The sequence below is a fragment of the Nostoc sp. S13 genome (assembly GCF_029379315.1).
Lineage (GTDB): Bacteria > Cyanobacteriota > Cyanobacteriia > Cyanobacteriales > Nostocaceae > Nostoc.
Genome location: NZ_JAQYWQ010000085.1, coordinates 1 through 13,618 on the forward strand (window position 1 = coordinate 1; position 13,618 = coordinate 13,618).

Genomic DNA, 13,618 nt, shown 5'->3' on the forward strand with positions numbered 1-13,618 from the left:
CGTTTATTCATCCACCAGTCGCACAAAATACCCAAGTGAATTCTGGCGACTGGCATCTTTATTCTGTTTGATAATTTTTAATTAATTAATTTGGGGTACACAGCAACTACTAAGGTGAATTCTAGTAATAAAATTACCATAACCGTTGGTTTCGACAACATAGGTATTTTTTTCATCAGAAATCACCTAAATCAAAGATTCAGTGGTCTACAATCAGTGGTGGGTTCAGAGCAACCACTGATAGCGAAGCGTTAGCGAGTCCTCGAGCGTCTTGCAATTTTTAATTAATAATTTTTAATTGGAGCAAAGCGACTTGACTCCGTTAAGTATTTTGCTGCAAAAGAGAATCAAGATTTAAGAATAGTAAAAGCCGAGCGAAAGCCAGTCTCCAAGCTGGAGAGAGTCCCTTTTTCCCCACCATCTTCACAAAAGCGCAATTAATCTCTTACTAAGCGGACATATAGGACTCCTATTTGATTTTTGAAAAAAATCAGTACACTCCGAAAAGGCTTCTTCCCCATTCCCCACTCCCCACCCCTACTCCCTACTCACTGTCTACGCAAATAATTTTAAAAATCAAAGCGGACTGATATATCTGGGAATACTAAATGCTAAGGTCTTAAAAATTCAAAAGAATTATGATTAGCAGTGTAGTTACCATTCCCGGCTATCAAGTCAGCGAAGAACTCTACAACGGTTCTAGAACCCTAGTTTATCGAGCAGTTCGAGAGATTGACTCATTACCTGTGGTCATCAAGCTGCTGAAAAATCCTTATCCGAGTTTTTCTGAACTAGTACAGTTTCGCAATCAATACACGATCGCTAAAAATCTCAACTCACCTTTGATCATCCAAACCTACAGCCTGGAACCTTACCAGAATGGCTATGCACTGGTAATGCAAGACTTTGGGGGAATTTCCCTGGAAAGGGAGATGGGGGCAAAGCAACATCCACTCATGGAATTTTTGCTTTTGGCTATATCTCTGTGTGACACCTTGGATATTCTAATTCGCGATCGGATTATTCATAAAGATATTAAACCTGCCAATATTCTGATTCATCCAGAAACAAAACAGGTTAAATTAATTGACTTTAGTATTGCATCTCTGCTGCCACGGTCAACTCAAACTTTAATCAGTCCGAATGTATTGGCAGGAACACTTGCTTATATTTCGCCAGAACAGACTGGACGAATGAACCGGGGGATTGACTATCGCACAGATTTTTATTCTTTGGGTGTAACTTTTTACGAGTTACTGACGGGACAATTACCGTTTCAATCAAACGATGTGATGGAGTTAGTACATTGCCATATTGCCAAACTTCCACCTTTGGTACATGAGATTAATCCACAAATTGCGCCGATACTCTCAGAAATTGTCAGCAAATTGATGGCGAAAAATGCCGAAGACCGCTATCAGAGTGCATTCGGGCTAAAATATGATTTAGAAACTTGTTTGCATCAACTCCAGCAAACGGGCAAAGTTGAAAGTTTCTCAATTGGGCGACGGGATGTTAGCGATCGCTTCATTATTCCCGAAAAACTCTATGGTCGGGAAGAGGAGGTGAAAACTTTGCTAGAAGCATTTGACCGCGTTACTAATCATCAGACGGAACTGATGTTAGTCGCAGGGTTTTCTGGGATTGGTAAAACGGCGATTATTAACGAAGTCCATAAGCCGATTGTTGAACAACGGGGCTACTTCATCAAAGGCAAGTTTGACCAATTTAATCGTAATATTCCTTTTTCTGGCTTTGTACAGACGTTTCGAGATTTAATGGGGCAATTGAGCCGTGAAAATGATACCCAATTATCAGCTTGGAAAACCAAAATATTAGCAGCGCTGGGTGATAATGGGCAAGTCATTATTGAGGTAATTCCAGAACTAGAAAAAATTATCGGTCAACAACTACCTGCGCCCAATTTGTCTGGAACTGCTGCCCAGAATCGCTTTAATTTACTATTTCAAAAGTTTATCCAAGTATTCACTACAAAAGAACATCCTCTGGTGATTTTCTTGGATGATTTACAGTGGGCAGATTCAGCATCTTTAAAGTTAATGAAGTTGCTGATGAATGATTCAGAAGGTGGGTATTTATTATTAATTGGAGCTTACCGCGACAATGAGGTTTCTACTGCTCATCCTTTGATGTTGGCATTAGAAGAGATTGCTAAAGCCCAAGTCACGATTAACATTATTATACTAGCACCATTGAGTGCGGTAAGTTTAAATCAACTAGTTGCTGATACCTTGTGTTGTTCGCCAGAAGTTGCACAACCATTAACTCAACTTGTATATCAAAAGACCAAGGGAAATCCATTTTTTAGTACGCAATTTCTCAAAGCACTGCATGAAGATGGGCTGATAGAGTTTGATTTTGATCAGAGAAATTGGCAGTGTAACATTCCTCAAGTGAAAGCCTTAGCTCTAACGGATGATGTTGTTGAATTCATGGCATTGCAGTTGCAGAAGTTGCCAACAGCAACGGAGGATGTGTTGAAATTAGCGGCGTGCATTGGTAACGAATTTGACTTAGCAACCTTGGCGATCGCGCGAGGTGCAAGCTCTACGAATATCTCCCAAATGTCAGAAGCCGAAACCGCAACAGCCTTATGGAAAGCTTTACAAGAAGGGTTAATTTTACCTCAAACTGAAGTTTACAAATTCTATGTGGGTCAAGAAAATCAAACAATTGCTCAACAAAGCTCACAAGCAGTTACTTATAAGTTTTTACACGACCGCGTGCAACAAGCTGCTTATTTGTTAATTCCTGAAGATGAAAAACAAACTACTCACTTAAAACTGGGGAAGCTACTGTTAAATAATATTTCTGGGAACGAGCAACAAGAAAAGATTTTTCAGATTGTTAGTCAATTGAACATGGGGTTGGGGTTAATTACTCAACAGACTGAACGCAATCAACTAGCTCAGTTAAATCTGTTAGCTGCACGGAAAGCTAAGGCTTCCACTGCCTATACTGCTGCGGTTCAGTATTTAATGCTAGGAATAAAACTGCTAGCAGCAGATAGCTGGCAAAATCAATATGCTCTGACGCTGGCGCTGTATGAGGAAGCCGCAGAAGCAGAATACTTAAATACCCACTTTGAACAAGCTATTAGTCTAACAGACTTGATATTGCAGGAAACTACGCATTTGTTGGACAGAATTAAAACCTATGAGCTAAAAGTTCAAATTTATATTGCTCAAGATCGGCAAGTTCAAGCTATTGAAACAGGGTTAAAAGCACTAGAGCAATTAAAAATTTTGTTGATATTACCTGATGCAGAGCAGGAGAATTATTTAAAGCGACTACCAGAGTTGACAAGTTTAGCCAATATTCCAGAGATGACCAATCCTGAATCTCTGGCTGCACTCCGGTTGCTGAGTAGCATTACCCCTCCTATTCATCATGTCAAACCGGATATGTTCCCGTCAGTGGCGCTGACAATGCTTCATCTTTGTCTTGAGCAGGGACATTCATCATTGGCTGCTTATGTCTACGGAATTTATGGCTTATTTCTGTGTGCTGTAATCAAAGATGTAGACGCTGCTTATCACTCAGGTCAGATATCTCTAGAGTTACTAGAGCAATACGATGCCAAAGAACTTAGCTCCGAAATTTATATGCTCTTTGGTGCTTTTATCTGTGCTTGCAAGGAGCATGGTCGAAATACTATTCAATTGTTACGAGAAAGTATCCAGTGTGGACTAGAGGTTGGAGACATGGAAAACGCTAGCTATTCAATGATGGCTGAGTGTACACATTTATTCTTGATTGGAGAACCTCTAAATTCTGTTGAGAAAAGGCAAGCAAAATATATTGATTTACTTTTAAACTTCAAACAAAAGCATTGTGTTGATTATGCTTATATTTGGAGGCAACTCACTTTAAATTTACTCGGACAAACCTCTGACCAGCTTTACCTGACTGGAATTGATTTTGATGAGACAGAAATGCTACTGCATTTTCATAACACCCATAATCATCAGTCACTATTTGCCACCTATGTAGCCAAAACAGTTATACTTTATACCTTTGAAAAGTATGAACAGGCTGTAATTAATGCAGAGCAAGCCACTGAGTTTGTAGATGGAGCCTTTGGTCCACTACTTGTTGCCGGACATAACTTTTACTATTCTTTGTCTTTACTTGCACGGTATTCAAACTGCTCGCGCCAAGTTTGTCCAGAGGAGGCAGATCGTAACCAGCAAGAACGTTGGCTGAATCAGGTATTTACCAACCAAAAACTTATGCGCTACTGGGCTGATCATGCTGGAGCCAATTTCCAGCACAAGTATGATTTAGTTGAGGCAGAAACAGCGCGGGTGATGGGAGATACACTCAAAGCAATAGAGTATTACGATCGCGCCATTGCAGTAGCTAAAGAAAACGGCTACCTCAACGAAGAAGCACTTAGCAATGAACTGGCAGCCAAATTCTACCTCAAGTGGGGAAAAGAAAAGGTGGCTCAAGCTTATATCCAAGAAGCCTACTACTGCTACACTCGTTGGGATGCCAAAGCTAAAATCGATGACTTGGAAACACGTTATCCGCAATTACTACAATTTATTCTGCAACAAAAGCAATTCACTCTCCAGCCCTTAGAAACCCTCGCTATACCGGCCCGCACGATTCATCAACCGACGCAAACATCTAGCTCCAGCAGCACTTTTATCTCTGAAGCCTGGGATTTTGCCACCATCCTGAAAGCGTCCCAGAGCGTCTCTAGCGAGATTCAGTTAGACAAATTGCTCATTAGCTTGCTGAATGCGATTATGACCAATGCTGGAGCCAGTAAATGTGTGCTGATGTTGATGCAGGAGAATGACTTGCGAGTAGAAGCGATCGCCCAACTAGGACAAGAACCCAGCATTGGCCCAGCACTGCCAATAGATCAGAGTTTTGATATTCCTGTAAGTCTGATTTACATTGTCAAACGCAGTCTACAATCCCTTGTCATCGCTGATGCCAGAATAGAAGCTGTTCTGATGGCTGATTTATACATCAGAAAGCACCAGCCCAAGAGCCTACTATGTAATCCGATCGTGCATCAGGGTAAACTACTGGGAATTTTATATCTGGAAAATAACCTGGCTACGGAAGCGTTTACACCAGATCGGTTGGAAATTGTCAAACTCCTATCATCTCAAGCTGCCATTTCGCTCGAAAATGCTAATCTCTACAACACTCTCGAACAGAAAGTTAGTGATCGCACTCAACAACTTTCCCAAGTGCTAGAAGAACTCAAAACGACTCAAGATCATCTCGTTGAATCCAAGAAAATGGCTGCTTTAGGTAGCTTGGTGGCAGGGGTTGCTCATGAAGTTAACACGCCTGTTGGTACTAGCATCACACTGGTATCGACCCTGATTGATAAAACTACCGCTCTGATCACAACAGTTGAGCAGGGACAGCTGAAACGGGCAGATTTGACCAACTATCTGAACATTGCTAAAGAATGTGGAGACATTATTTTGACAAACCTTAATAGTGCGGCAGAGTTGGTGCAAAGTTTCAAACAGGTTGCTGTCGATCAAACCAACCTAGAGCAACGCACTATTAGGGTTAAAGTTTATCTGGAAGAAACGCTTTTTAGTTTGGCACCAAATTTAAGAAAAACACTACATACGGTAACTATAACTGGCGATGATACTGTAACCATTAGCAGTTATCCAGGAGCATTGGCACAAGTTGTCACTAATTTGGTGATGAACTCTCTCATGCACGCATATCAGCCCGAAGAATCTGGGGAAATGCACTTTCAGGTCTTACAGCAAGCCGATCAGGTGATCATTCAGTACCGTGATCATGGCTGTGGTATTCCTGAAGAGCATCTGAGCCGTATTTTTGAACCCTTCTTCACCACCGCAAGGCATCGCGGTGGAACAGGACTAGGACTGCATATTGTCTACAATCTAGTCACCCAAAAATTGGGGGGAAGAATCAATGTGCAAAGCGAAGTTGGGAAGGGAACTCTATTTATAGTAACCCTTCCACTTGAGCCACAGGTTACTTCATGAACGCCAGAATTAGGGATGATCGAATATGCCCAGCGAAAATCAAAGGGTTTCCAATTCAGCAACTGATGCTTTTTTCGTCTTTGCGGACAACGATGATACGTTTATGTTTGCAGATGAGAATGGCGAAGAACCAACCAATGAAGATAATAGTGGTTCCCAAGCGGTTCCAAACTCTCCACCAACACCTGTAGCAGTTTGGAAAGTCTTGATCGTGGATGACGATGTATTAATTCATCGAGCCACAATCCTGGCACTCGAAGATTGCACTTTTGAGAGTAAACGTCTGACGTTTCTCCATGCCCACTCTGGTGCACAAGCAAAGTACTTAATCCAGACACATCCAGATACGGCGTTAATTTTGCTAGATGTCGTTATGGAAACAGATGATGCTGGATTGCAGCTGGTTCAGTATATTCGAGCAGAATTGCATAACTATCATGTACGAATTATTTTACGTACAGGTCAGCCTGGAGAAGCACCGGAAGCCTCGGTGATTCTGGACTACGATATTAACGACTATCGGCTCAAAACAGAACTGACACGGCAAAAACTGATTACAGTGGTGATTTCTTCTCTTCGTTCCTACGGTAATATCCTCACAATAGAGAACCGGAATTCTGAACTAACCCTAGCCTTAGATTATCTTCAACAAACTCAAACTCAACTAATTCAAGCAGAAAAAATGTCGTCTTTGGGACAAATGGTTGCAGGAGTTGCTCACGAAATTAACAATCCGATAAACTTCATTTATGGCAACTTATTTCATACAGAAACTTATGTGCAGGGTCTGTTAAAACTTATCAAAACTTATCAAGAACATTATCCCACTCCAGTGCAGGCGATCCAAACTACAGCAGAGTCTATTGATTTCCCGTTTTTGATGGAGGATTTACCTAAACTATTCGACTCAATGCAAGCTGGATCTAACCGTATTAAACATATTGTTGAATCACTGCGTAACTTCTCCCGCTTAGATGAAGCAGAAATTAAACCAGTAGATATTCACTCCGGCATTGATAGCACTCTGTTAATTTTACAACACCGACTCCAAGCTAATGGTCAGCATCCAGAGATCGCGGTGATTAAGGAATATGGTCAACTGCCTTTGGTTAACTGCTATGTCGGTGCCCTCAATCAGGTATTTATGAATATCTTGAGTAATGCAATTGATGCTTTGGAAATAGGGACTGGCGACTGGGGAATCACAAGTGAAACATTTTCCCTGCCGACAATTCGCATTCGCACTGAAATTCAGAATGCTAATAGAGTACTGATTCGCATCGCTGACAATGGTCTAGGGATGAGTGAATCAATACTTAAGAGAATATTTAATCCTTTTTTTACCACTAAGCCTGTGGGCAGTGGCACAGGTTTGGGATTATCGATTAGCTACTCGATTGTGGTGAAACAGCATGGAGGTAATTTAACCTGCTCTTCCGCACCAGGCAAAGGTACAGAGTTTGTCATCGATATTTTTATTTGGAGTTTAGACTAGTCAGGAGTGCGAAACTGCTCAATAAATCAGATAAAAAACTTTATTAATAATCAATAGTTAGCCCATACAAATATTGATTATTAATAAACCTAATTTTGACTATTTTTTCCGCTATTTTGAATAGAGTAATATTTAATTATACTCAAGTTTAATTGATAGCAATAATTTATTAGTCCAGCTTCCACAGCAAAATATATTACCATATGAGCCTTGTGCGATCGCAACCCTAATTAAACAATTGGAAGTATGCTCATTGGCGAAAACCAATAATGGAATTTGAGTAGTGTGTTGAATGCTCAAACAGCCCGATCAAAATGCAAATCTAGTATTTTTATGGACGAAAAATATTTGTCTTCATGGATAATTAAGATACTTAGGCGTTGAAAATTGCGGTGTATATTACTAGTATAAATAAACTCTAACATGAGATTACAAATGATTGTCGCTACCAACAATCATTTTCCTATCGCTGCAATTTTTATTCCGTTTATCCAAGATTTTAAACTTGTATCTTTTGTTTTGGCTCTGCCAATTTTTTCTGAAGTGCTAAACCCATAGCCGCACTTAGTAATAGTCCGCAAACATAGTTGGGTTCTGGTACTGATTTGGTGGGGCTAATAAATCCATACTTATGCAAAACTTGCTGTCCTTTCTCTGACAAAATATAATCTGCTAGTTTCTGTGCATTCGGGTCAGCATTTTTGATAACTGTTAAACCAAATGGCGCTGGAACAGACAAATAATCTGGTAGCCCAACTACTTGCAGACTCGGATCAATTTTTTGCGATGCGATCGCCCCAGTATAGTAAGTTAAGAAAACATCTGCTTGCTGAGTCTTGTCTAGAAAATACTCTAAGCTGTCCTGTCCTGATGGAACTATTGGGGAATTCGTTCCACCTGTTAATCGCAAGGCTTTATTGTTGAGGGTTTCAAAACTACCAGGAATTTTTGAATTAGCTTGAGTAAATATCTGTTGAGTGTAGTCTCCAAGAGGATCTAATATAGGTGTTGAAGTTCCCAACTTGATGTTGGGATTTAGTAAGTAATCTAATACCTGACTTGGTGTAATTTGTGCCTGGGAATACTTTGAGGAAAACACTGCTACAATCTGGTTTTGAGTAAATTCCACTGGCTGACTGCTCAACCCCTTAATGTAGAGTTTTTGGGGATTTCCAATATCTGCACTAGCAAAGACATCAGCAGTAGGCTGTCCAAGTTCGAGTTCTGTTTCTATTGCTTGCTCTCTAATCCCTGATGGGCCAAATAGTGTATTCGTTCCTATTCCTGTTTCTTGGGTGAAGTCTTGGCTGACTTCCGTTAGTGCATTTCTTAAACTACCTGCTCCATATAAGTTGAGATTGGCGGCAAAAGCTTGATTTGGTATCAGAGCACTAAAGGCACAAACTACCAAAGAACCTGTCAAAAAATATTTTTTCATCTGTTCGCTAAAATCTCCAAGTTTTTGGGTATTTTCTCCTTGAGGCTAAGATTACCAACTAAGTTGGAAAAATGTCAATTACTTTATATATATAGGATTAATATTTGATTTCTGAAAAAGCTCGGTACAACTCGAAAAGCCTAATTCATTATTCCCTATTCCCTACTCCCTACTCCCCACTCCCCGCCTACGTAGATAATTTCAAAAATCAAATATGATTGCTATAGGACTTACGCAGAAGAGATCCCCCAAACCCCTTAAAAAGGTGGCTTTCAAGTTCCCCCCTTTTTTAAGGGGAGCCAGCGCTGTGGGCGGGTTTCCCGACTTGAGGCGACTGGCGTGGGTTAGGGGGGATCGAGGTTTCAAGCTTTGATTGCGTAAGTCCTGATATAGACAAATGTTGGCTTTGTGACAATACGGTTCGGTTAAGAAAGTGTCATTGCGTTCGTTCTTGGCGTTCCCGCAGGGTACGTAATAGACATCTCCAGAAATTAATAAATATGCGTTATCTAGAACCCTTGTAGAGACGCGAAATTTCGCGTCTCTACATTCTTTTTCGGAGATGTCTGGTATATTTGCACTCATTGAGATGCTCCCGACAACCTTAGCCTCTACATCAGAAATATTTTGGTTTTAAAGGAGAAGCAGGAGCGGATAATATCAGGATATTTCTCACATTACTAACGTAACGACCTCCAGCTTTGTCACCTGGAACTACTAAACGAGCAAATCCTTCATCTATTAAAGGCACGAGTTTACCATCACTACCTTTTTTTGCATATGCAATTAGCACTGTTTTGGCTTCAAAGTTAGGTTGAATTTCACCAATAGCTACGACTGCACCATAGCAATCTGTAGCTTCAGCTAAAACATATTGCCTCAGTAAAGAGTTTTTAGGATTTAAACCAGAATTCCCAGGTTTGAGACCCCCTCCGGCTTTCGGATTATTAATCAATTCCCATAAAGGAACTCCATAGTATGTTTCTGTTTGTGGGCCTGAGCCAGTTTGAAAACTCACAGTGATTTCAGTAACTAATGCTGGATTTTGTTTTTTTAAAGTATCTCGCAAACTTCTCAGGTTCTGCAAGCTATATGTGGTTGGATTATTGACTTCTCCACCCAAGCGAAAACTAGGCGAAAAACCTCCGGGACACTTATTTTTATCAGAGAGAGATGGTATTTTTTCTTCTTTAGCCGAGGGGAGACCACTTCTGGAGTCAGCTAAAGTAGGCTGCCATAAAACCAGTATTGATAGTATTAAAGACGCAATGGGTATGGTGCGGGTAAAACGCATAAAACATTTCTCCGTTTACTATTGAATATTGAAAAAATTAGATAGTTTTGCTGAAAGCTGTTTACTCACAAAAAATTAGTATCGTCATCGCCCAAACTGAGCAAGTTGACAATAAATTTTGTTACAAAAAAATCATAACGGTTCTATCGTTAAACTTTCAACTCCTTACCAGACGATACAAAATAGCTAGTTTTCAATATGAGTTATTAAAAACTAATGAATCCTGATGCCAAACTTAGCCGCAAACCTCTTGTTAGATTTGCGTCTTTCAAAATGGATAAGTGTATCTGTGTAATCTACTGAAGATAATACCAACTTATTGAGTACAATACCAAATAATATGGTAATTAAACGCTAACAAAATTAATTTTTATTTCTTTTGAAAATAGTGAAGCTTAATATTGTATACAAACTTGCTGTCGTTATTTGCCTTATAAATATAGAAGTATCAAGCTAATAAACTGTTGACAAGTGAGACTCACCTATTGTACCCCCTTGTCCTAGAGAACGGAGAGAATAAACTGCGATCGCCAGTAAACCTTTTTTAAAAAATTACAACCAATTGCCCAGAAGAACATAAGGTGCCCAAAAGTACGGACGATTTTCTTTAGCTAAAATCGCAAGTTGAGCGCGTTGCAGAGCTTGGGCTTTAGTTACCCCAGCATCCAACTGTCGATAAAATTCACCCATAAAGTCGCTAGTAGATTCATCATCTATTGTCCACAAAGTAGCTAATGTACTACGTGCACCGGCTCGTACCGCAACTCCAGCTAATCCCAAAGCAGCTCGTTTGTCTCCCGTGGCAGTTTTACAGGCACTAAGGACGAGTAATTCAATTGTCTCTGGTCGGCTTTCACCTGTGGCTCGTAATAAACTATCTAACTCCGTAACTTTTAATAGGCTATCCCAGGTAAGAATATAGGTTTGTTCAATATCTGAGCTAAATTGCCCATGAGTAGCTAGATGCACTATTGAAAAGGGAGTAAATTGAATTTGCTTTTGCAGATTAGCTTTAGTGAACTCTTGATTTAAGAGTTCTTTACTTGATTTAACTTCATATTTAACTTGTTTTAATTCCTGTGTGACATTTGAAAGTTCCGAAAAATATTTACCTTCAATCATGCGTTCTTGCTCGACTCCAGCAATTAAAACGTTTAGTCGCACGTTGTCTAAAGATTTAGGAGCAAGGAGTTGTAGTCCAGGCATCAAAGAAATAGCATACTTTTCTATCAGATATTTCTGCTGTTGTTTATCATAAAGAATTGCCATTGGGATATTCCGCAAAGAACCATCTAACACAAACACTAGGGATGTTATACCTTTGTTTGCAAAATCTGATTCAATCGGTTTAATTAACCAGTCATATAACTGTTGTGAGTGCTGCTTAACATCAGGCTCCCGGCTAGCAATGGGCAAATCTTTCTGTAGTTGTTCTACAGTTTTTTCTAAAAAATCTTTAGGGACTTTAGTTGTTTTACGGTAGATTCTATCTTGTCCTGGCAACCTAGTAATAATTTCTAGTCGGTTATCTAAAATAATTGGATAGATAACAGCTGTGGATTTTTCGTTTTCAACTAATTTATCAAGATCAACTCTTGGTAGCAAACAGGGCGAACGAAAAAAATTATCTAATTCTGCTAATTGGATAGATTCGATTACCTGACGAGCTTGAACGAGATTATCTGGCTTTTGAAAAGTATTTTCTTGAAGTTGCAACAGTAAATCAACGTATTGTCGATATACAGGTTCTATGCTTTCGCGGAAAGAAAATTGGACGTCAGGATTAATTGCAACTAAATCGTTACGAAGGGATTTGAGAGCATTATAAGCTCGACTATAAGCATTTGTTGCTGCTGGGATATTGGATTGCTTTTGCAGTATCCGTCCCATCTGCCAATGCCATTGATAAGCAATGTCTTGGGCATCAATGGACTCAGCTTTCACCAAGGCTTGTTGTGTGAGGGCTTTAGCATCAGATAACTGTCCAGTTTGTTCGTATAGTTCGCCAAGAGTACCAAGGGCATAAGATTCGGTTCGTTGATCTTTTAAACTCTTAGCCACTTGAACAGCTTGCGCTAGCATTTTAGCAACATCTTTTGGCTGAACTGAGTTCTGGATCATTTTGCTCAGACTTTGGGCAAAGTTAATCCGGTAGTTAACAGCCGTCCGGCTTGGAGGTAAATTGTCTATCTGAGACTGAATTTGGGGTAATAATGCTTTTGCTGTGCTAAATTCCTCTTGCTCTACCAATAGTCTTAATAGATTCAGTTGAGCCTGAAGGCGCACCGTAGGTATTGCAGATGCAATCTGCGCCGCCTGTTGATAGTATTGGATTGCTGTTCTAGCGTAATCCTTGGCGCGGGTTGTATTACCCAAACTAAGTTGAGCGGATGTTTGAGCGCGGATTGTATTACCCAAACTAAGTAAAGCATTACTTTGAGCGATCGCACTTCCCACTCTCTCAGCCACAGAAGAACTTTCTTCTAATATTTTGTGCGAATCGTTTAAATAACCCAAACTTCGCAAGATATTCCCTAAGCTATATAATCCTGTGGCTTTCAGAGAAGAATCTGGTTGTTTTTGGAGAATTTCTCGTACCGAAGTTAAGGTTTTATCTGCTTGAAGATAATTTCCCAGAGCTTGCATTGCTTGGGTTTGATTAATACGATTGCGAATCAGTGCTGATATATCATTTAAGTGTTGATAAATTTTAGCTGCTTCTTGCCAAGTACTTAGGGCTACTTCAGTTTGCCCCTGTGCTAATTCCAGTCCACCTCGAACATCTAAAGCTTGGGCAAAGATTTGTGATTGGTCTTGTGAAGAGTCGGAATCTTTTAGAGTTTGTAATAGTTTAATACTTTGTGCGATCGCTTCAGTTGCCTCTTGCCATTGTCCTAATTGCTGGTAGGCTAAAGAAAGATTGCTTAAAGTTATAGCTTCATTCAATAGATCATTACTAGCTTTAAATTCACCTGCTGCTTTTTTTAGAAGTTGTACCCCTTCCACAAACTGTCCCGCTTCATAAAGTGCTTGACTTTGCTGCACTAGGCTAGAAGGCTGCCTGGGGTTGACAAAAGATGTTGTTCCTACAACAGGAGAGGAGAGTATTTTAGATTTCGCAAAAGCTATTATTAAAAAATTAGAAGAATCAAAAAAATATGACAAAAAGATGCAAATAAACACAGTCAACGATGATAGTAATAAATATTTTAAAAATTTCATATAAAAATCTAAACTTTAATTTTAATTTTGTATTTGTTCCATCTAATTAGCTCTTATAAAAATCTTCTAATACTTTGTGCGGCTTTGCGCGATGTTGTAGCTACAACACGGCAACACTTGCTAGAAGTCGGGTATTATCCGCGCAA

At 39.8% G+C, this 13,618-nt stretch carries 6 protein-coding genes; 3 read left to right on the forward strand and 3 right to left on the reverse strand.

Annotated elements, in window-relative coordinates; genetic code table 11:
• The first annotated feature begins 638 nt into the window (after positions 1-638).
• Together PUQ00_RS22720 and PUQ00_RS22725 are read left to right on the forward strand one after the other, a co-directional pair.
• Positions 639-6,023: an AAA family ATPase gene (locus PUQ00_RS22720; RefSeq protein ID WP_300421087.1), complete on the forward strand. Its 5,385-nt coding sequence runs from the start codon at positions 639-641 to the stop codon at positions 6,021-6,023.
• Positions 6,024-6,048: 25 nt separating this feature from the next.
• Complete coding sequence (locus tag PUQ00_RS22725) at positions 6,049-7,518, forward strand: ATP-binding protein (RefSeq protein WP_300421090.1); 1,470 nt, start codon at positions 6,049-6,051, stop codon at positions 7,516-7,518.
• Between the two features lie 499 nt (positions 7,519-8,017).
• On the opposite strand, the gene PUQ00_RS22730 is transcribed toward PUQ00_RS22725, so the two are convergent.
• The 3 genes from PUQ00_RS22730 to PUQ00_RS22740 all read right to left on the reverse strand — a co-directional run bounded on the left by PUQ00_RS22730 (position 8,018) and on the right by PUQ00_RS22740 (position 13,295).
• Complete coding sequence (locus tag PUQ00_RS22730; RefSeq protein ID WP_300421092.1) at positions 8,018-8,956, reverse strand: extracellular solute-binding protein; 939 nt, start codon at positions 8,954-8,956, stop codon at positions 8,018-8,020.
• A 616-nt stretch (positions 8,957-9,572) separates the two neighbouring features.
• On the reverse strand, positions 9,573-10,250 hold the full coding sequence (locus PUQ00_RS22735) for a hypothetical protein (RefSeq protein WP_300421094.1): 678 nt from the start codon (positions 10,248-10,250) through the stop codon (positions 9,573-9,575).
• A gap of 552 nt (positions 10,251-10,802) precedes the next feature.
• The gene (locus PUQ00_RS22740) at positions 10,803-13,295 is read right to left on the reverse strand and encodes a CHAT domain-containing protein (protein WP_300421096.1); all 2,493 of its coding nucleotides are present in this window, start codon (positions 13,293-13,295) and stop codon (positions 10,803-10,805) included.
• Positions 13,296-13,317: 22 nt separating this feature from the next.
• Here PUQ00_RS22740 and PUQ00_RS22745 point away from each other — a divergent pair, with 22 nt between their 5' ends.
• Positions 13,318-13,476, forward strand: coding sequence for a hypothetical protein (locus PUQ00_RS22745; protein WP_300421097.1), 159 nt, complete (start codon positions 13,318-13,320; stop codon positions 13,474-13,476).
• Positions 13,477-13,618: the final 142 nt, after the last annotated feature.